This window comes from Desulfovibrio sp. (genome assembly GCF_018379785.1).
Taxonomy (GTDB): Bacteria; Desulfobacterota; Desulfovibrionia; order Desulfovibrionales; family Desulfovibrionaceae; genus Desulfovibrio.
This window is the reverse complement of record NZ_JAGZUV010000070.1, coordinates 727-20,816: the sequence shown is the minus strand read 5'-3', so window position 1 is coordinate 20,816 and position 20,090 is coordinate 727. Positions and strand designations below refer to the sequence as shown.

Genomic DNA, 20,090 nt, shown 5'->3' with positions numbered 1-20,090 from the left:
CAAACAACCCCTTGCAAGCATCGCGCATGAAATGCGTACTGCCGCTCTAATGCAACAGATTGTAATTATCCTCATTCATGGCCAAAGGAAAGGCCTTGTCATCGAGAAGTTCCGGACAGTGTTCCGCCGTGGCGGGCATGACTTCCGGCAGGACGTCCACGGCATGCTCTCCGCCCCAGTCCGGCAGGCAGGCGAAAACCCGGCCCCCGGGCAGGATTACGCGCAGGGCGTGCAGGTACATGGGCCCCGCTCCAACGCGCTGTCCCGGCGGCCCGTATTTGACGTCGCCCAGCACGGGATGCCCCAGGCTCGCCAACTGCACTCTGATCTGATGCGTCCGGCCCGTGAACAGGCGGATCAGCAGCAGGCTTTCATGCTCGCGCACGCGCAGGGGCCGGGCCAGGCACAGAGCTTCCCGGGCGCGTTCCCCCCCGGCGGGGGAGAGCACGGCACGCATCTTTTCAAAACCGCGTTCCAGACCCTTGCGCACCTGGTGGCGCAGCAGGCGGGCTTCGGGCCAGGGCCAGCGCCCGCGCACCCAGACCACATATTCCTTGACCAGGGTCCGTTGGCGGATGGCCTCCTGGAGCTCGCGCAGAGCCGCGAACGTGGCGGCCACCAGCAGAATGCCGGAGGTATCCTTGTCCAGCCGGTGGGCGGGCGTGGGTTTGAATGCCGCCTGGGGATAATGGCCGGCCAGACGGGTAGCCAGGCTGTCGCTGTGCCCGGTGCCCGGATGCGTGGGCAGGCCCGCGGGCTTGAACAGCGCCCAGACCGGGCCTTCCGCGCCCACCACGGGCGGCAGGGGCGCGGACGCTCCCAGGGCCGGGGGCCGCGCCGGAGGCTCGGGGACCGCGTCCGTGGTCCGGGCCGGCACGGCTCCGCTCTGGGCAGCCATTTTCAGGGCAAAGGGCGGCAGGCGGACCACATCGCCGGTCTGCACGCGCGCAAAAGGTTTGCAACGGCCGCCGTTGAGGCGCACCTGGCCGGTACGGATCCAGCGGTGCAACAGGGTCGGCGGCAGATTGAGCCGCCGTTGCAGGAACTGAAGTATTTTCTGCCCGCTTTCCGCCTGGCCCACCACGGGGCTGTCCTGACTGTCAGGAGCGGGGTCGGGATCTGAGGGGGTATCGTCCGATGACATGACGGGATTGTGGCCCAAAGGCGTTCCCGTCGTCAAGAGGACTTGCGCGCCGGATCTTCCCGCGGGGTAAACAATGCTCCGCGCGGGGCGTCAGATGTAGCGGCAGTCCTCAAGACAGACGGTTACATTTTTGTTGCGCTCGATCCATTCTTTGATTTTTTCATGGGCCTCGCCGCGCTGGGCGTGCTTTTGCCGCAGCATTTCCCTGTCCGCCTCCACCAGAATCCGGGAAAGCGGCATGTCCGCGCTTTTCACGCTGGCGCAGCCGAAGGCCAGGAGCAGGGGCATGGCGTCGGGTGAGCTGTTGTGCTCCTCAAAGGTGCGCTGAAGCTGGAACAGAATTTTCAGGGCGGTTTCTTCGGGGCAGCTGGGGAGCAGAATGGTGAATTCGTCGCCGCCCATGCGGGCAATGCAGTCCGTGGCCCGCAGGGAGCGGCGCAGCAGCAGGGCAGCGTCCGCCAGCAGCGTGTCGCCGGTGGCGTGGCCCAAATAGTCGTTGATCAGTTTGAGTCCGTTGACGTCACAGGCGATGACGCTCACCGGGCGGATATGATTCTGCTCGATGCGTTCCACTTCCATATTGAAAAAGGTGCGGCTGCGCAGGCCGGTGAGGGCGTCGTTTCTGACCAGATCTTCCAGCTTGGCCCTGTCGCCCTGGGTAGTGGTGATGTCCGTATGCAGGCCCACAAGACGCGTGGCCCTGCCGTTGGCGTCGCGATGGGTTACATAGCCGCGCCCCAGTATCCAGGCCCAGGTGCCGTCGGCGCGCATCAGCCGGTAGGTGCATTCAAAGGAATCGCCGTAGCGCGGCGACTCCACCAGAGCCGCCTGCGGCGGCACGATTTTGTGGATGTCGTCCGGATGGATCTTCTTTTTCCAGGTTTCAAGATCACCGGCAAACTGTTCCGCCGTATATCCCAGCATGGAGAGATAGCGAGGGCTGTAATAGACTTCGTCAGTGGCGGCGTCCCAATCCCAGAGGCCGTCGCCCGCAGCGTTGATGGCCAGCAGCAGGCGGCCCGCATCCTGGGAGCTGTCCCGCGCAGGGGCGCTGGCGGCGTCGATGCGTTGCAGGCTGCCGGCCAGCTCCCTGGCGTGGCCGTCGGCGTCGCGTTCCAGGACGGTGCCGTGCAGGGCAAAGCGCGCGTATTCGCCGTTTTCCAGGCGGATGCGCAGAACGTCCTCAATGCTGTCGCCCCACTGGGGCTGTTCCAAGGTGAGCTGATAGCGGCAGTTCAAGGCGGTCCCTTCTTCCGGGTGCAGGCGCTGCCGCCACTGTTCCGGGCTGATGACCACCGGGCGGGGATCGGCATAGCCGAGCAGGGCGCCACAGCGGCTGTCCATGCGAATGGTCCGCTTCGTCAGGGAGCACTGCCAGTAGCCCATGTCCGGCATGCCTGCGCCGGTAGTCACTGGGGGGCGGTAGGCCAGGGTCTCGGAGACGCTGTACTGGCCGACGCCGCGCACGGCGCGGCCTTCGGCATTCCGTTCCACAATCAGCAGACCGGCGCGCACCAGCAGGTCGTCAAAGGGGTAAACCAGTTCCAGCATGGGCCCGCTGGCTCCGCTCAGCACGCCTTCCAGCAATTCATGCAGCGAAGGCAGACAGTCCGGCGGAATGTGCGCCGCAAAAGCCGCCATGGTGGTCGGAACATCTTTTTCAAGACGCAGCTTGCGGCGGGCGCCCTCGCTCAGAAAAAGCGCGTCTGTGGGAATATGCCATTCCCACAACGGGTCGGGCGAGCCGAGTTGTATCTGGCAGCCTGTGGGGCGGGGCGAGTGGACCATGGCAGGAACCTCTTCCGGCTTTGGAGAACAGGGTAAGGAAAGGGCAACTTTCTATCGTAAACTTCCGCGCCGGGCAAGCCTTCAGAGACTCTATTTCGCGGAACAGGACGATTATCGCAGCGACTATGGGACTTATATCTCAATATTATGCGTAAAAGGCGTTCTAGTCCAGAAAAGAATTACAGGGCAGCCGATAAGACGCCGGGCTACAGGGGGACGTTTGCGGGCATCGAGAGCAACTCTGCGGCGTTGGAGCATTTCAACTTTGAAATGTTGGACTGCGAGGCGGCTGAATGAACCTTGAAACGCAAGGCGTTTCAAAGGTAGTCTATTCTAATGCTCGTGGGGTTCGTTGCCCAGCGGATGCGCGTGCATATGGGCGTGGGCGAAGGAAGGGGCGCAGGAGGTGAGGCGTCCGTCCAGAATGGTCAGATATTCCGCGGAGGTCTGGGCCAGAAAATCCCAGTCGTGGGAAATGGTGATCCGGGCCGTGGAAAGGCCGCTCAAGATGTCGATGATCCGTTGGCGCGCGTCGTTGTCCAGACCGTTGGTGGGTTCGTCCAGCATGACGGGCCTTATCAGGCGTGAGCCCCAGGTTGAGCGGGCCGAAGGCCACGTCTTCCAGCACGGTGGGGAAAAAAAGCTGATCCTCGGCGTGCTGGAGCACAAAACCCACTTTGCAGCGCAGCTCGCGAAAGTCTTTTTCAGAACTCAGGATGTGTCCGTGGAAACGGATCAGCCCCTGTTGCGGCCGGGCCAATCCGGTGATGCAGCGGAAAAAAGTGGTCTTGCCGCTGCCGTTGGGGCCATAGAGGCCGACTTTTTGCATGGGGAAAAGGGAGAAGTTCACATCGCGCAGCACCGTGCGGGCTTCGCCCTCACGGGCATAGGCGAAGTGTACCTGCTCCAGGCTGAAGATAGCGGATTCGCAAGCGTCGGAAAGAGGAATGTCAGACATGCAGGCCTCCTTCATACTCCGTCCAGACAATGCCCGCCAGACAGAGCAGCAGGCCCAGGGCGAACAGCGCGTCCACGGGGCGGGCGCGAAATACGGCCACGGACCGGAAACGGCCCTCGAAGCCGCGCAGCAGCATGGCCTCGCGTACGCGCAAGGAGCGCTCATAGCTGCGCACCAGCAGGAGCCCCAGCAGGGAGGCCAGCGTGCGGTAGGTGTGCAGATTGGTGCGCGGCGTAAAACCGCGCAGGCGCGCGGCCACGTTGAGCGTCTGCCATTCCGTGGCCAGTACGTGCACATAGCGGCCCGTGAACAGAAAGAGAAAAACCAGTTTCCGGGGGCAGCGCAGCCGTTCCATGGCATGGCCCACAGTGGGAGAATCCATGTTGGCGACCAGGGCCAGAAAAACGCAGACAATAGCGTTGGATTTGATGCTCACCAGCAGGGAGAGGCGCACGCCCTCGACGCTGACGGCAAAGATGCCCCATTGGGCCAGAACCGTGCCCGGCGTGGTCCAGGGCGTCACGCACCAGAGAAAAAGAATAAAGAGGTTTACTGTCGCCAGCCGTCGCAACAGGGGCAGCAGCGGTGGGCGTGCAGCCGCCAGCAGGGCCGCCCCTAGGGCCAGGCCCAGCCAGCAGGCCGTCAGGTTCTGCAAAAGGGCCAGACACACGGCGGTCAGCGCGGCGAGCGCCAGGCGCACACGCGGGTCAATGGCCTGAAGGGGCGACGGTCGGACAAAGGGCTGGTCGAACACGGTGCATTCTTTCTATGCGAATTTTCAATAAAAGTCGCGTACCGCAATCAGTATCTGCCGCTTGCGGCGTCCCGTCGCATGTTTCCAGTGCGCGCGGCAAAAGCCGTCGGCAATGGTCATTACCCGCGGCGTCCCTTGAAGTAAAGACCTATGCCCACCAGCCCCAGAATCCAGCCGATGCCGCCGATGATTTCCTGAATGTCCGGTCCGGCATTGACCTGGGCCGCCAGATCCCGCCGGATGGGTCCCAGCTTGGCGTCCAGAGCGGCGTTGACGATGGCGCGCACCTGATCCGGCGTGGCGCCCGAAACGGCCTGAGTCGCCGGGACGGAAGGCGCGGCGGTTGTGGCAGGGGCCGCCGCGCCCTCAGTCTTTTCCGTCCCGTTCACCTTTTCCGCGGGGCTTGCCGTGGGTGCGGCCGCGCCGGAAAATTCGGAGGCGTCCATGCTCCATTCGTTCTGATGCCCTTCACCGGCGTTGATCCGGATGCGCAGGCCGTGGCCGTCGCGCGCCGCCTGCGGCACGGGGAAGCTGAATCGTCCCTTGCCGTCGGTGTGGCCTTGCAGCAGTTCTTTGCCGTCCATCGCGTCAAAGACGGTGATCAGGCCGTTTTTGACCGGCGAACTACGGTTGAAGCCGCATTCCACGACTACGTCGCCGCCTTCCAGCCAGGCGAAAATATTGACCCTGTGGGCCAGGGCCGGTGCCGGGGCCAGCAGCGCCGCAGCCAGCACGGCCAGCAGCAGAAGCGGTAAAAACGCGGCCGCCGGGCGGCATGGGGCGAGAAACGGAGCGTTGTTCATGATAAAATTCCTTCCGATGCGGCGGTCCGGCGCGCGGACCGGAGCATCTCGGGCCGTACGCGCGCGATAAAGGACACGGTGAACATGGTGATCAGCCCCTCGGCCAGCATGATGGGCAGATGGGCCAGAAGCAGCAGTTGCGCGGCGGCCCAGAAGCCTTCGCTGGTAAAGGCCAGGGCCAGGGCGGTAAGTACGGCGGCCAGGGCCACGCCCAGTGCGCCGCCGCAGAAGGCGGCCGCGCGGATGCCCGCCGGGCCGGGCCAGATATGGACGATGCCCCGATAGCAATACCAGGCCAGCACGCTGGAAAAGCCCATGGTAAAGGTGTTCACCCCCAGCACCGTGAGGCCGCCGAACTGGAAGAGCAAAGCCTGCAGGAGCAGCGCCACCAGAATGGCGGGAAAGGCCGCCCAGCCCAGCAGTACGCCCACCAGCCCGTTGAGGATCAGATGGACGCTGGAAAAGCCCACGGGCACGTGGATCAGTGAGCCCACAAAAAAGGCGGCTGAAAGAATGCCCACAGTCATCAACCGGTCGTAGTCCAGCCTGCGCAGGCCGATGGCCGTGCCTGCCGCCGCCAGAACCGCACCCGCGCCGAGTACGGCGGGGGAAAGAACGCCTTCCGCGATATGCATGCTGTTTCCTTGAAGCAAGCCCGCGCCGGATCGGGGAGGGAGCGTCCGGCCCGGCGCGGGCTTGCGGCACATCTTTAGGCTGAGCCTAGAGCAGTTAAAACCTGAAATGCTCGTTCACGACAGGCAACGCCCGCCTGTTCGCATTTCGCGGCAAGGAGTTGCAGACAATTCCTTGTAAAAACCGCGCCTGGAATTATTTGGTTTTGGGAACCGCGAATTCCAGCCAGAGCACCGCGCCCAGTTCAATGGGCTTGGGCTCGCCCTTGTAGTCCAGCTTTTCCTTGGCCGTATTCAGGGCCGCGAAGCCCCACCAGCCCGCCCAGGGTACGCCGTAGGAAAACACGCCGTTTTCATCGGCTTTGACCACCTGGGTGACGAAATATTCATTGGGCGCCACATGTCCCTTGGTCTTGTTGAAGCTTTCCACTTCCACTTCCGCGCCGGGCACGGGCTTGCCGTCCAGCAGCACGCGGCCCTGGAAGACGTTGCCCGCGTAATTGCCGAAAGGCCGGGTCAGGGGCACGATTTCCGTCTTCAGGCCCAGAGGCTCGTCCCAGCCTTCCTCGCCGCCGAAAGCCGCCACGGCGGTTTTGGTATAGTGGATGATGTAGGTATCTTCAGCGGGCTCGAAATAGGGTTCGGGTTCCACGGCAAACTGGTAGACGCCGGGCTTCTTGATCCTGTAGACGGCCTGCCAGGCCTTATGGCCCATGACGGTGGCGGGCTTGAGGCTTGCCTTGAGGTCTTCGCTCTTGCCGTCCAGGGTGACGGTAACGGCCTTGGGCACGGCCATATCCATGCCCTGCATTTCCATAGGATGGGAAAAGGAAATATCCAGTTTCAGATCAGCGTCTTTTTTCTCCGTCACCGTGGCGGTGGAGGGAATGACCATGCCGAAATGCGCCTCGGCCTGCGCGGCGACGCAGAGCAAGAGGGCCAGGCTTGCGCAACAGATTTTCCACATAGTTTTGTCCTTTATGGCTTGTGATGACGGCGGATACCGGCTCAGGCCCGCCCAAGTGCGTATGCGAATCTATGAGTAACACAAATTTTAAAAAAGTAGCAATAAGTATTTGCAGTGAATCCAGGACAGGCGCATCCAATGCCGATTTTTGCTGGCCTCTTATTTGCCGGGATTATCCGTCAAAACCAGCCTGTTGCGCGCTGGCGGCGTCACCCGGAGCTTTTTGCTGCTCGCGTACTTGTGTACAACTCTGCTCTCGATGCCCGTAAGGCTCGCTTTGCTCGCCAACGGGCACGGCCCTTTGGGCCGTCTCCGGTCGGTCTCCGCGCAAAAATCTTAGTTTTTAGGATTCTCCCGGCACCGGCAATCCGCCTGCGCTTCGCTCAACGCCGCAGCACGGTCAGTATAGTTATTAACTAGTTAGAATTATTATACATGGATGGCATTTCTTTAGATGTGCCTGGGCGTGCCGGGCGGTCCCTTTTCCGGCGTCGGCTGACCGGGGAGGCCGCGTAAAGAAAGCGCCCCTTGCGGGGCGCTTTTCGCTGCTGCGGCTGCTTCGCCTATTGCGGAAGCAGCTTGGGGAAGTCGGCGCTTTTGACATTCTTTTTGATGAAGTCCAGCGCTTCCTTGTGGTTGCCGGCCAGGGAGGTGACCATGAACACGTCGCCCTGGGTGGCGACCCAGGCTTGGCAGGGCACGCCCTGCTGGATGAAGTTGAAGGTATACTGGCCGTTCTTTTCCACCGGGGGCTTTTCCGCCTTAAACTGGGTGGCGAACATGCTGGCAATGGTTTTGGCATCGGAACCGCTGCTGGGGCCCACCACCATGGTTACGGAAACGCCGCTCGTGGCTTTGGCAAAGATGGCGCTGGTCATGCCCTGATTTTCCGTGGGCGGCATGACGGCCTTCCAGCCGTCAGGCACATTGACCGTGAAATATTTGGTGCTCAGCTCCTCGGCCATGGCGGGCAAGGCCAGCAGCATGACGAACACAAAGGCCACAAATTTTTTCAACATGAAAATTTCTCCTGCGAATGATGCGCCTGCAAATCGGCTGGCAGTCTGCGCTGCGCGGCAGCGGACAAAACATTTTGTTCCGCGCCAAGGCCCCGGACGCCGGGCCTTGTATAAGTTTATCCAATGCCTGTTCAAATGACAAGATAAGCTCTCGCGTGTCTGATTGCGAAAAAAAGCCGGTTCTTCGCTGACTCACGGCGGTTGCGCCGCCGCAAACCCCTTCGGGTTTTTGTGTGTCTGATTTTTCAAATTGGAGTATGCCGGGACCGTCTGATTCAGGACCATCCTAGGCTCAGCCCTCATTAAAGCGCCTGCTGCAAAGCCGCCTTTTTCCGTGCGGCTGCGTTGCAAAAAAGAAATTGACCTTGCGGTATGTTCAATGCGGTAGTCGTTGCCGCAAAGCGGCTTACGGATAGCGACAGCGATTTCTCCGGACAGGTTTTCGTGTGCCTGACTGCTGTCTTTATCCGTACGGCTCACAAGTTCGCCTACGGCTAAAGCACAGCTTCGCCCGATTTCTCCTTTGCGCCTTGCTGCCCGAAAAAATTCAGCTTTTCGCGGACGGCGTTTTAATGAGGGCTGAGCCCAGACCGGCGGCTTCCTTGCCCAGGGAGAAGCCTTTGCCCAGCTCTTTGCCCAGGCTCCAGTAATTTTTGCTCACGGGCGCGTAGAGCAACGGGGAGATCAGAGCCGGGTCCGGCCTGCCCTCGGCGTCCAGACAATCCTCGCGGATCTTCACGTCCAGGACTTCGCCGATGAAAAGGGTGTGCGTGCCCAGTTCATGTTGTTCGCGCAGGCGCAGTTCCAGCACGGCCGGACATTCGGCCACATAGGGCGCGTCCACCAGCCCGCCTTTGACGGGCGTGAGGCCCAGAAGGTCGAACTTGTCCGTATTCCGCCCGGAGCGCATCCCGGCGGCATCGGCCTGAGCGGCCATGGCGGCGGAGGGAATGCTGATGGTAAAGGCGCGGCGTTCCTGAACGGCGACATGGCTCCAGCGTTCGCGGGCAATGCCCACGCCGATGCAGGGCGGGCGCGAGCAGCAGATGCCGGACCATGCGGCGGTCATGATGTTGGGCCGCCCGTTCCGGTCATAACTGCCGATAAGAAAGGCGGGCGCGGGCAGGGCAAAGGGCAGAGCTCCCAGAGATGCGAACATGGCGGACTCCTTGGGCTGAGGGGCTGGAAACAAAGCGGCCCGCGTATGGCGGGCCGGAGAGTATATTATACTTTGGCGGAACGGACGGCAAGGCGTCCCGGGGCATGCCCCGCCGGTTCGTTTCCGGATGACAGGCGTTGGCCTCTGAGGGCCTGGTCCAGATCGGCCAGGATGTCGTCGATATGCTCGATGCCGATGGACAGGCGCACGGTGTTGGGCCGGATGCCGGTTTCGGCCAGCTCCGCCGGGCTGAGCTGGGCATGGGTGGTGGACGCCGGATGGATGACCAGAGACTTGACGTCCGCCACATTGGCCAGCAGGGAAAAGATGCGCAGCCGGTCGATGAAGGCCCTGGCCTCGGCCGCGCCGCCCTTGACCTCGAAGGAGAAAATGGAACCTCCCCCCCTGGGAAAGTACTTTTTGTACAGGGCATGGCTGGGACTTTCCGACAGGCCGGGGTGATTGACCCGTTCCACGCACGGGTGCGCGCGCAGAAAATCCACCACGGCCAGGGCGTTGCGCACATGGCGCTCCACACGCAGGGAAAGGGTTTCCAGCCCCTGCAAAAAAAGAAAGGCGTGCAGCGGAGCGATTGTCGCGCCCATGTCCCGCAACAGCACGGCCCGAGCCCGCACGGCAAAGGCCGCCGCCCCGGCGGCCTCTGTGAAGCTCAGGCCGTGGTAGCCGGGGTCCGGCTCGCTGAACTGGGGGAACTTGCCCGAAGCCGCCCAGTCAAAGCGCCCTCCGTCCACAATCACCCCGCCCAGAGCCGCGCCGTGGCCGCCCATGAATTTGGTGGCCGAGTGGACCACGATATCCGCGCCGTATTCCAGCGGACGCAGGAGCCAGGGCGTGGCAAAGGTATTGTCCACGACCAGGGGGATGCCGCGGCTGTGGGCCAGAGCGGCCAGGGCTTCGATGTCCACGATGTTGCTGTGGGGATTGCCCAGGCTTTCGATATAGATGGCTCTGGTCTCGGGCCGGATGGCTTCGGCAAAGGAGCCGGGCGTGTCCGGGTCCGCGAAGGTGGTCGTGATGCCCCAGGTTTTCAAGGTGGGGGCCAGCAGATTGTAGGGGCCGCCGTAGAGGGTTTTTGCCGCCACGATATGCTGGCCCGCTCCGGCCAGGTTGAGCAGGGCGCAACTGACCGCCGCCGCGCCGCAGGACGTGGCCAGAGCCGTAACGCCGCCTTCCAGGGCGGCCACGCGTTGCTCGAAAGCCTCCTGGGTGGGGTTGGTCAGGCGGCCGTAGATGTTGCCGGGCTCGCTCAGATTGAAGCGGGCCTCGGCGTGGTCACAGTTGTCGAACACATAGGACGTGGTCTGATAGATGGGCACGGCCCTGGCGCCGCTGGCCGGATCGGCCTGTTCCTGACCGGCATGTACTTGCAGGGTTTCAAAGTGCAGGGGACGGGTGGCGCTCATGGGCTTGCTCCGAAAAAGGCGGGTTTGGGACAAAAATTCAGTGCTTATATCTTAGTAAATAAATAAGAATTATTTTCACCGGAACCCGACGTCCTGTCAAGGAAAAAGCGCGGCCCCCCCCCGGCTTCCGGGCGTTGCGGCCAGTGGGCCTGAGGCGTAGACTAGTCGCCGGGCAGAAGTGCGGCGCGGACCACTTAAGCGCATCATGCTTGAATGGTCGCTTGGGAGTTCCGCAAGGGCAAAGGCCGCCTGCGGAAATCCTGCGGGTCTTGTTTTACAAGGCCGCGCATTTTAACAGCGGAGAGAATTTCATTGTGAAAATGTTTTCAGAAGCAAGCGAGGCCATATGAAGGCGGAAATCATCTCCGTGGGCACCGAGCTTTTGCTCGGCCATACCATCAATACCGACGCGGCCCATGTGGCGCGCGAACTTTCAGCCTTGGGCGTGGATCTGCTGCACGTTCATGTGGTGGGCGACAATGCCGGGCGTCTGGAAGCCGTGCTGCGCGAGGCGCTCACCCGCAGCGATCTGGTCATCACCACCGGCGGCCTGGGGCCCACGGACGACGATCTGACCAAGGAAACCGTGGCCCGCGTGGCCGGCGCGCCGCTGGAGGAAGACGCGGACAGCCTGGAGCGGCTCAAAGAGTATTTCGGCAGCCGCCCCATGGGCGCCAATCAGCGCAAGCAGGCTTTTCTGCCGCGCGGGGCCGTGGCCTTTCCCAATGGCGTAGGCACCGCGCCGGGCTGCGCCGTGCCCGCCGGGGACGGGAAGTTCGTGCTTCTGCTGCCCGGCCCGCCGTCGGAACTGCTGCCCATGCTGCGGACGGGCGTGACGCCCTTTTTGCGGCGCTACACTCACGGGGCCATCGCTTCCTTCATGGTGCGCACCTTCGGCATCGGCGAAGGCGCGGCGGCCATGCGTATCAAGGATCTGACGGACGGGGCCAATCCCACGGCCGCCACATACGCCACCGAGGGGGAAATGTTCGTGCGGGTTACGGCCAAAGCCGACGACCCCGCGGCCGCCGAGGCGCTGGCCGCGCCCCTGGTGGAGGCTGTGCGCGAACGTCTGGGGGATGTGGTTTACGGCGTGAACGTCGCCGGCCTGGAAAGCGTGGTGCTGCCGGAGCTGATCCGGCGCGGGCTGACCCTGACCACGGCGGAATCCTGCACCGGGGGCCTGCTGGCCAAGCGGATCACGGACCGGCCCGGAGCGTCGGCGGTGTTCGGCACGGGCCTGGTGACCTATGCCAATGAAGCCAAAACCCGTCTGCTGGGCGTGCCCGAGGACATGCTGCGCGCGCACGGGGCCGTGAGCCCGGAGGTGGCCCGCTGCATGGCTGAAAATGCGCGCACGCGCTACAACAGTGATTTCGGCCTGGGCATCACGGGCATTGCCGGACCGGACGGCGGCACTCCCGAAAAGCCGGTGGGTCTGGTCTATATCGCCCTCAGCGCCGTGGACGGCGTCCGGCTGCGCGTCATGCGTCCCCAGGGGCGTTATCTCGGCCGGGACTGGACCCGCAACCGGGCCGCCAGCCACGCTCTGGACCTTTTGCGGCGTTATCTTTTCGGCCTGTCCATGAATCCGGATTAGGACCTGAGCCGTCTCTTTCATGCCATCACAAACAGGGTCCGTTCTCTGATCCGGAGAACGGACCCTGTTTTCTTATCGCCGTTCAACGGCCAGATTGCGCGAGACCGCCATCAGCGCGCCCAGAGCGACCAGCACCAGGGCTGTGCCCATCAGCAGGGCGTAGTCCTCCATCTGCAGAATAGCATACAGCAGCGTGTACAACGCCGTGAGCAGGACGCCCACGCCCATGCCTTCCTTGATATTGCGCAGAGCCGCGCCGACATAGAGCGCGATCATCAGAATGGTGCAGGCCGAAGCCGCCGCGTAGGAGGGCAAAAAGGCCAGATGCTCCGAAAGCGACAGCAGCACCAGATAAAAGACCACCATGGAAAGGCCTACCAGGCCGTATTGCACGGGGTGCAGGCGGGCGTTCAGACCCAGTTCGAAAATGACGAAGGCCAGGAAGGTAAGCCCGATGAACAGAATGCCGTATTTTACCGAGCGCTCAATGAGATGGTAATGCGTGGCCGCTTCGTAAAGCTCCACGCCCGCGCTGAAAGTGGTGAAATTCTCCGGCCAGTTTTCAAGAGTGCCGAGATTGGGATAGGAGCGTGCCAAAGACGGGATGTCCCAGGAAGCGTTAAAGCCCTGGTCCGAAACCTCGCGGGATACCGGCAGGATGTCGCCTTGAAAACTGGGATGCGGCCAGGGCGATTCCAATGTGATCCTGGTCACGCCGCCCACGGGCGTGAAGCGGATGCCGCTGCTGCCGTTGAAGACAAGATTTTGCGAAAATGCATATTCTTTGACTTCGGGCGAAAGCCGCACCGGAATCCGGAACCCGTTTTTCAGTTTTGAAAAGGGCTGAATGCCTGGCTCGGCGCTGAGTTCGGCTTTGTTCCAGATGAGCTGCCCCACTGTGCGCAGGGCGTTGGGATAGGAAAGTCCCATGACCAGATAGGCTCCGGCATAGTTTACGCTTTCCAGAGCCGGGGCGACTCTCTTCAGAGCCTCGTCAGAAGGCAGATTGAAGTGTCCCGCAATATGCAGGTCGGCCGTATAGACCAAAGAGCGGTAGATGCCGCGCTGACGTTCCTGTGGAACCATGCCGCCGCTGAAATCGATCCGGGTGGGCAGCAGTACGAAGTAGCCCAGAACCAGATGGCTCTCGGTAACAGTTTCGTATTCCTGAATATCGTTGTCTTTTTCCTTTTTCCTGGGCACGCTGCGCTGGGTGAGCTGACGTTCGCTGTAGGGAATAAGCAGAATAGGGCCGGTCAACTGCTGCTGACCTCCCCAGGTCCGGCTGATGTCCCGGACTACGCTGCGGTACAGCATGGCGCGTTCGTCCACAAGGTTCTGAACCAACAGCAGGGGAATAAGCAACGCCACAGCGATGGCCGCCACAATGGCGAAACGGGACAGGGAAGAGTCCAACAGGGAGGGTCTGGCGGCAATCGGGCGTTGACGCGCCCCCGGCTGGAGAAATGTTTCTTCCCGGTTGCCGGTGTCCGTGCGGTCCGCATTCGGTTGCGGCGGGGCTGACGGATCGTTCGGGATTGAGGCGTTGCTTTCAGATGTATCCCGTTCCCTCATGTGAACCTCCTTTCGATCAGGATGTACCGGAGGCCGGTTACGAAAAAAAAGCCAGCGGATGCAGAAAAAAGCTCCCAGCAGGGCCAGCAACAGGATAAGCAGACCGCCCAGGGCAAAAATAAATCCCATGTGCATTGCTCCTGAGTTGTTCGCGTTCAGCGGGCCGGAGTCCGGCTGCAATAACGGTAATAAAACAGCAGGATGTACAGCGGCACCAGGTAAGCCGCGCCCATCAGAGCCTCATTGACAGTGAAGAATTCGTTGCTGACGATCATCAGCAGAATGTTGTTGATGACCCCGAAGGAGATCAGAAAGGCCAGCCGCACCTGGCGGGGCATGCCGCGCGTGGCCGGAAGGGCCGCCGCGGTCATGACCACGCAGAGCAGGCAGGACGCCAGCAGGGCGTGCAGGATCAGGGCCGGGGATTGGCGCAGCACCCCGGCGTAATTGCTGAAAATGCCCAGATTGGAAATGATGACGGCCGTGGTGAGCAGGGGGAAGTGGCGTCGCAGAATGCCCCCGGTCAGCCGGGGCAGGGCGCGGGTGCCCAAGGCTGCGGCAAAGGGAAGCAGGATGGTGATGCAGAGCGAAATGGTCATGCCGCCCAGGGAGAAGTTTTCCGGCAGGTCCAGGCCGCCCGTGCCCAGGGCGCGCAGGGCGCCGTCCGTGCAGGAGAGCAGAAGCGGCAGGCTGAGCGGCAGCAGCAGGGAGGTGACGATGTTGCCCACCAGAATCAGGGCGGTGTTGGCCCCGAGCATGAGCGAAAAAACGGCGGCCATGACCCCTACCGGAGCCGCGCCCAGCAACAGGGCCCCCAGGGAAAATTCGGGCATGACCAGACGGAAGACGGCAAAGACGAAGAGCGGCAGCGCCAGCAGGCGCAGGGCCGTAAGACGACAGACGATGCCGGGCATGGCGCGCAGTTCGTCCCAGAGGGCTCCGGCCCCTACGGCCAGAAAGCTGAGATAGAGCATGACCATCAGCATCAGGCGGGGCATGGCTTCAAGCGGACCGGCCAGCCCGGGCAGAAACACCCCGGCTGCCATGGAAACGAAGGAGGAGAACACCATGATCAGGTCGCGAAGCTGCATGAAACCCTCCCGGCGTATTCCAGGCAGCTTGCCCGCTAATGCGTCAAAAAACAAGGCCGGATGCCGGAAAAAGCATACTGGCGCTTTCGTGGCCGAAGTCACGGGAGACGTCAGAGCCATTCAGGTTTGAAGCGTGTAACAGTTCAAACGCGAATCACGTTAGTTCGCCGGGGCGGACTTCAGCAAAGCCTTTTCATGGGCGGCGCCGACTTCGGGCAGTCGGGCTCGGGCCCTGGCGTACAGCCCGTTCCTGTGTTGCAGCCTCTCGGAGTACCGGGCTTTCCAGCTTTCATAGAGCTGTTTGCTTTCGGCCAGGCCGGAGGCAACGGCATCGGACTTCTGACATTCGGGATTGGACTTGATATGCCTGATCAATCGGCCGATGCGTTCAATGCTCGGCTCGTTGTTGTACCGGAGCCTGTCCGCCAGCAGCATGTAATTGTAATAACCTTCGCACTGCGGATGGTTTTTGAACGTTCCATCCGCATAGCCGGTGCCCAGAGTCAGGGCGTTTTCCACGGAACCGTTTTCAGCGGAGATGACGGCGTAGTGCTCCGCCCGGGCATAATCCGCCGCTCCTTCCCGGGGATTGGCGTAATATGCCGCCAGAAGCCCGGCGGCCTTCCAATAGCCGGAGTCCGCCGCCCTGGTCAGCCAGTAGCGGGCTTCGTCGTTGCGATCTTCCATAAAGCGGGCCTGAATGGGCGTGACCGGCGGCATGGCGGGGGGAGAAAAGGGTATGTCCTCCCGTTCTCCGGCAGTGGCGAAGATTCCGTACATACCGGCCCAATGCCCGGTCAGGGCGCTTTGCAGAAAAAAGTCCCGGGCCCTGGGACCCGCTTCGTAGTGATCGGCCAGCATGACGTACTGCACGCCCAGTACATAACCGCCTTCTCCCTTGCCCAGCAGGGCAAGCAGCCAGCCCTCCCAGAATTCCGGCGGCACCGGCCAGGTCTGGTCGGCGTGCGCGCGGCTGACCACAGACAGCGAGGCCATGGCGAACATATCCCCCTGCCAGGCCAGTTGCAGCCATCCCGCGTAGGCCTCGCGGATTTTGCCGGACCTGTAGAGCCGCTCCACCCGTTTGAAAGCCGGAGTAATGAAGCGGGCGTCGTCATACAGGCTCTCATACTGGTCATCAGGGCGGGCAATGTCCAGGCCCACGGGCGGTACGGTTTTCGGCAGGCGGGCGCTGTCCGGCTCTGTATCGGTCGTCAGAAAATTCCCGTCGGCGGAGAAGCCGTCCGCCCTGCTTGGATCAGCGGCCACGGCTGTCATACAGGCGGCCAGGAACAGGAGCCAAAGCGATTTTCTCATGCGTTTTCTTCCCTTCAACTACACGGATCAAAAACCGACATTTTCCGCCGGGAACGCGACGGGCGCGAACTGATCCCTTCAGCTCAATTTTCGGACTCAAAACATTTCGCCAAGCCTTTCGCCTGGATAGCCTCTTCTCTGTCGGGAAAGGGATGGTGAAATGTGTATTATAGTATATCTTATATCAATTTGTAAGTTTAGGCCAGAGGGCATTTTCGGGAGACTTCGGCCGTTTCGGGAAACAGCACGGTGGAGCAAAATGCTTCGCATGGCAGGCACGGAGCGCCCGCGCGGACGTGGAAACAGGGCCGTGACTATGCCAACTCAAGGTATGCCGCATTTTCGTTCAGCGTTTCCAGGCCATCCCCTTCGGGGTAAGGAGCGATGAAAATGGCCTCCGGCTCGCCTTCCACGCGCAGAAAACAGGCATTGTCATCCCCGATGACGTTGCGGGCCGCGCATGCGCTGAATTCCCGTCCTCCCCAGTCTCCCCGGATGCCGCGCAACGGGTGCTCAAGCGTGCATTTCCGCGGCAGCACGCCGCGAGGCCCCACGCCGAAGGCTGTTATCTCGGCTCCCAGGGCTCCGGCCATGAAACCCGGCCATTGCGCGCCTTCCGCCGGTCCCGCTTCCAGCCATTGGCCGATGAGCGGGTCCAAATGGGCTGCCAGGTGAAAAGGGCGCGGCGGCAGCGAGTGGGATTTCAGGCGAGCGGCCATAAGCTTGGCGGCAAAGTTCTTGTCCCGGCGGAAGACGCGCACTTCTCCCAGCCAGTGGGGCAGTTCCGGTTCCGGGCCGCCGTCAGTGAGCAGACAGGCCGTGAGGGGCGGGCTGGGGCGGCTCAAGGCCAGGGTCAGCATGGCCAGGCGGTTCAGCACGGCGGGGGTGAAATCCGCCGCCGCGCCGCAAAAGACCCAGGCCTGCACGGCCGGGTCGTCCAGAATGGGCAGAAGCTGCATCCAGCCCCGTTGCGCGGACGTTTGCCGCCAAGGCACGGTGGCTGTGGCAAAGCCCACGGCGCGCAGACCGGCTTCCTCGGGAGGCTGGTCGGGCGGATCTTCGCCAAGAACACAGAGCAGGGCTTTGGGCAGGGCCACGGCAATCCTCCGTTCGGTCAGGGAGTGAAAAAATTACGAACCTGGCCTGTGCAGTTGCAGAGCGCGCTCCAGGCGGCAAAAGCGCGGCGCAGGCTTGCGGCGTCGGGCCGGGCCTGGGCCTGGAAGGCAAGACCCCGGCGCAGCATGGGCCACAGAAAGGGCGGGATGCCGGACGGCCTGCCCGGAACCATGTCCTGCTGCCGGGCTTCGGTCGAGGAAAGCCGCTTGAAGGGATGCGCGCCGCTGAACACCTCATGCACCGTGCAGCAGGCCGAAAAAATGTCGTCTTCCCTGGAGGGCGACCCGCCTTCCAGGCGCTCGGGGCTGGAGTAGAGCAGGCTGTGGGCCGGAACGCGCAGGCTTTCGCGCAGCCCCACGGCTGCCGGTGCGCCGCCCTTGCGCACACTGGCGGCGGCCACGTTGAAGTCGATGAGTACCGGGCGCTCCCCGCTTTTCAGCAAAAGGTTTGCGGGCTTGATGTCGCCGTGGGCGATGCCTTGGGCGTGCAGAAAGGCCAGGGCATCAAAAAAGCGTGCGGCCATGGTCGCCAGGGCAGCGCCGGGCAGATCGCCGGGACGGATCTCGCCCGCGCTGCGCCCCTGCAGCAGCTCCATGCTGTAGCAGAGGCCGAAGGGCTCGTTGTGCAGGTCAAAAACGCGGACCACGCCGGGGTGGGCCAGATGGCGCAGAATGCAGAATTCCTGCGCCAGGGCCAGTTGGGCCTGATAGTTCCGGGCCAGTTCCGGCAAAAGGCGTTTCACCGCCACCTGGGGCGAGGCATCGCTCCATTCCACACGGCGCAGGTCCAGAGCGGCGTAGACTTCGCAAACGCCGCCGCAGCCCAGTAATTGTTGCAAAAGAAAGCGTCCGTTGTGCTCCGTGCCCGACATGCCCTTGCGGAGATTGTGCGGCGCGGGAAAACGCCGGGGGCCGCGTAAGGGCTTTGCCGTCGGAACAGGCCGGAGATGCTTGTGAAGCGCCATGGCTCACCTCAACGAGGAAACGAAAACCGCCACCAGAGTGATGTTGTCCGGCTGGGGCACGCCGTCCACGGCCCGGGCCATGTCTTCCGCCGCTTCCCTGGCTGAAGTTCTTGCCAGGCGCGCCGCCAGGGCGTCCGGGCCCAAAAGGTTGGACAAACCGTCGGAGCAGAGCAGAAATTTATCGCCGCCCCGCAGGGAAAAGCGGACTTCGTCCAGGCGCAGGGCGTCGCGCGCGCCCACGGCGTTGGTGATGATGTTGCCCCGTACCATGCGCCGGGCCTCGGGCGCGGTCAGTTCGCCGTTGTCGATTTTTTCCTGCCGCAGGGTGTGCTCGCGGGTACACTGGTACAGCACGCCGTCCCGCAGAAGATAACAGCGGCTGTCGCCCGCCCAGAGGCAGGCCGCCTCGCCGCCGTGCATCAGCAGGGCCACCACTGTGCTGGAGGCTTGGGCCGCGCCGCCGCGTGCGCGCAACATGCCGTTGCCCTGGCGCAGAATGCCGCTCACGTTGTTCACATGCTCGTCCAGGGAGGCGGCATGGGGCGTTGTGAGCAGCATACGGGTGACCAGTCTGCCCGCCTCGCCGCCGTGCGCACTGCTGCCCACGCCGTCAGCCACGGCCCAGAGCAGGCGTTCGTTCCAGCTCAGAAAAGAATCCTGGTTTTCCGGGCACATATCGCCCTTTTGGCTCCATCCCCAGGATTCAAGAGTCACGGGAAAGCCGCGCGCACTGTCCGCCATAGGACCTCCGGCCATTATTTATATGTAATATGGTATATAAAATTTCAATTTATGCCAGAGGCGGTTTGAGGGGGAGGCGGCGAGAGCAGCCCTAACGGTTGCGGAGAGGGCGGGCACGGACCGGCGAAATAAAAGCCGGGGCCTGTGTTCCGTTGGCTGCTGCCTGGCAATTTTGTTGAGGCCTTGCGAACTGCCGCCGCGACGGAACATCGCCTTGCTGTTTCTCTGTCTTCATCCTTCGCCGTCACAAATGCCCGAGGCATGCCGCAAGAAAATATCTTCAGGTTCGCAACAACTAACCAAAACGCTATGGTACCGTGCATCAGGAGCATCTGAGGGGAGCGCCTGGCCGGCGTAATAACTTCTTCCAGGCGCATGCCGACGGTGTTCGTTATTTTTAAAGCGGATATAGTCCGGAGCGACCGTGTTATCTGAGGTTTTGGCTGGTAACCGGACAGAACCCGGAGCAGTGCGGCGACAAGCAGAAACATGTACAGATTCATTTCGCAACGCCTCGAACTCCGGGAGAAAACGGGCGTCTTCCCCACAGGGCCCGTTTTCAGGCAGGACCACCTTCCACGCTTTTGCAAGATGCTCTGATAACGCCCTTGTGCGCCCCCGGCGCAAGATACGGCCGACTGCAAACGCGTGCCGAAACCGTTCAAAAGTCATTGCCCTGACTCTGAGCCGTGCCGGTCGCGAACCGCCTGGAAAGCAAATAAAAAGCCAATTGATCGCTGTAATTGTTTACAACTATTTGTATTGACTTTAAAATAACACTTTTCATTTTTAGTTGCAAGTCTATTTTTGAAATTTTATAAGATTATCTATTATATTGAACTGAAAGCCCGCCTGCAGGCCTTTGCGGGGAAGGGGACCAAGCCGAAGAACTGCGCTGAGAGGGGGATAAGGGTGCAAGCTGTTGGGCGTGAAGAGTGGAATTTGTGGGAGTCACTGCTCAAGTATGGCAGATGCCCACCATCATTATCATAGGAAAGGCATGCAAAATTAAACATCATCTAGTATTCTTTCTGTAAG

At 62.0% G+C, this 20,090-nt stretch carries 18 protein-coding genes and 1 pseudogene; 1 reads left to right on the top strand and 18 read right to left on the bottom strand.

Annotation, left to right across the window (positions count from 1 at the left end; translation table 11 throughout):
• Positions 1 to 46: 46 nt before the first annotated feature.
• The 12 genes and pseudogenes from KH208_RS12980 to KH208_RS12925 all read right to left on the bottom strand — a co-directional run bounded on the left by KH208_RS12980 (position 47) and on the right by KH208_RS12925 (position 10,648).
• Positions 47 to 1,144: an RluA family pseudouridine synthase gene (locus KH208_RS12980; RefSeq protein ID WP_291436980.1), complete on the bottom strand. Its 1,098-nt coding sequence runs from the start codon at positions 1,142 to 1,144 to the stop codon at positions 47 to 49.
• A 90-nt stretch (positions 1,145 to 1,234) separates the two neighbouring features.
• Positions 1,235 to 2,932 (bottom strand): diguanylate cyclase, encoded by a 1,698-nt coding sequence (locus tag KH208_RS12975; RefSeq protein ID WP_291436978.1) that lies wholly within the window; start codon positions 2,930 to 2,932, stop codon positions 1,235 to 1,237.
• A gap of 333 nt (positions 2,933 to 3,265) precedes the next feature.
• The gene (locus KH208_RS12970) at positions 3,266 to 3,499 is read right to left on the bottom strand and encodes a hypothetical protein (protein ID WP_291436982.1); all 234 of its coding nucleotides are present in this window, start codon (positions 3,497 to 3,499) and stop codon (positions 3,266 to 3,268) included.
• A 130-nt stretch (positions 3,500 to 3,629) separates the two neighbouring features.
• Positions 3,630 to 3,761: pseudogene (locus KH208_RS12965) on the bottom strand (ATP-binding cassette domain-containing protein); the annotation flags it as partial.
• Positions 3,762 to 3,882: 121 nt separating this feature from the next.
• On the bottom strand, positions 3,883 to 4,644 hold the full coding sequence (gene cbiQ, locus KH208_RS12960; RefSeq protein WP_291436975.1) for a cobalt ECF transporter T component CbiQ: 762 nt from the start codon (positions 4,642 to 4,644) through the stop codon (positions 3,883 to 3,885).
• 119 nt (positions 4,645 to 4,763) lie between these two features.
• Positions 4,764 to 5,447, bottom strand: a complete 684-nt coding sequence (locus tag KH208_RS12955; RefSeq protein WP_291436973.1) for a cobalamin biosynthesis protein CbiL — start codon at positions 5,445 to 5,447, stop codon at positions 4,764 to 4,766.
• On the bottom strand, positions 5,444 to 6,082 hold the full coding sequence (gene cbiM, locus KH208_RS12950) for a cobalt transporter CbiM (RefSeq protein ID WP_291436971.1): 639 nt from the start codon (positions 6,080 to 6,082) through the stop codon (positions 5,444 to 5,446). Before cbiM ends, KH208_RS12955 begins: the two co-directional genes overlap by 4 nt.
• 193 nt (positions 6,083 to 6,275) lie before the next feature.
• The gene (locus KH208_RS12945) at positions 6,276 to 7,046 is read right to left on the bottom strand and encodes a DUF4198 domain-containing protein (RefSeq protein ID WP_291436970.1); all 771 of its coding nucleotides are present in this window, start codon (positions 7,044 to 7,046) and stop codon (positions 6,276 to 6,278) included.
• A gap of 563 nt (positions 7,047 to 7,609) precedes the next feature.
• Positions 7,610 to 8,065, bottom strand: coding sequence for a hypothetical protein (locus tag KH208_RS12940; protein ID WP_291436968.1), 456 nt, complete (start codon positions 8,063 to 8,065; stop codon positions 7,610 to 7,612).
• A gap of 192 nt (positions 8,066 to 8,257) precedes the next feature.
• Complete coding sequence (locus tag KH208_RS12935) at positions 8,258 to 8,545, bottom strand: hypothetical protein (protein ID WP_291436966.1); 288 nt, start codon at positions 8,543 to 8,545, stop codon at positions 8,258 to 8,260.
• Between the two features lie 67 nt (positions 8,546 to 8,612).
• Positions 8,613 to 9,224: a flavin reductase family protein gene (locus KH208_RS12930; RefSeq protein ID WP_291436964.1), complete on the bottom strand. Its 612-nt coding sequence runs from the start codon at positions 9,222 to 9,224 to the stop codon at positions 8,613 to 8,615.
• Between the two features lie 65 nt (positions 9,225 to 9,289).
• The gene (locus KH208_RS12925; protein WP_291436962.1) at positions 9,290 to 10,648 is read right to left on the bottom strand and encodes an O-acetylhomoserine aminocarboxypropyltransferase/cysteine synthase family protein; all 1,359 of its coding nucleotides are present in this window, start codon (positions 10,646 to 10,648) and stop codon (positions 9,290 to 9,292) included.
• A gap of 346 nt (positions 10,649 to 10,994) precedes the next feature.
• Here KH208_RS12925 and KH208_RS12920 point away from each other — a divergent pair, with 346 nt between their 5' ends.
• A complete protein-coding gene (locus KH208_RS12920) occupies positions 10,995 to 12,248 on the top strand; it encodes a competence/damage-inducible protein A (RefSeq protein ID WP_291436960.1) in 1,254 nt (417 codons plus the stop codon).
• Positions 12,249 to 12,320: 72 nt separating this feature from the next.
• Here the strand turns inward: KH208_RS12920 and creD are convergent, their stop codons facing one another.
• The 6 genes from creD to KH208_RS12890 form a co-directional block, all read right to left on the bottom strand.
• The gene (creD, locus tag KH208_RS12915; RefSeq protein ID WP_291436959.1) at positions 12,321 to 13,952 is read right to left on the bottom strand and encodes a cell envelope integrity protein CreD; all 1,632 of its coding nucleotides are present in this window, start codon (positions 13,950 to 13,952) and stop codon (positions 12,321 to 12,323) included.
• A gap of 26 nt (positions 13,953 to 13,978) precedes the next feature.
• Entirely contained in the window at positions 13,979 to 14,914 is a 936-nt protein-coding gene (locus tag KH208_RS12910) for a symporter (RefSeq protein ID WP_291436957.1), read from the bottom strand.
• Between the two features lie 159 nt (positions 14,915 to 15,073).
• Positions 15,074 to 16,231: a sel1 repeat family protein gene (locus KH208_RS12905; RefSeq protein ID WP_291436954.1), complete on the bottom strand. Its 1,158-nt coding sequence runs from the start codon at positions 16,229 to 16,231 to the stop codon at positions 15,074 to 15,076.
• Between the two features lie 314 nt (positions 16,232 to 16,545).
• Positions 16,546 to 17,328 (bottom strand): hypothetical protein, encoded by a 783-nt coding sequence (locus KH208_RS12900; protein WP_291436953.1) that lies wholly within the window; start codon positions 17,326 to 17,328, stop codon positions 16,546 to 16,548.
• A 17-nt stretch (positions 17,329 to 17,345) separates the two neighbouring features.
• A complete protein-coding gene (locus KH208_RS12895; protein WP_291436950.1) occupies positions 17,346 to 18,311 on the bottom strand; it encodes a serine/threonine-protein kinase in 966 nt (321 codons plus the stop codon).
• A 3-nt stretch (positions 18,312 to 18,314) separates the two neighbouring features.
• Entirely contained in the window at positions 18,315 to 19,052 is a 738-nt protein-coding gene (locus tag KH208_RS12890) for a PP2C family serine/threonine-protein phosphatase (protein WP_291436949.1), read from the bottom strand.
• Positions 19,053 to 20,090: the final 1,038 nt, after the last annotated feature.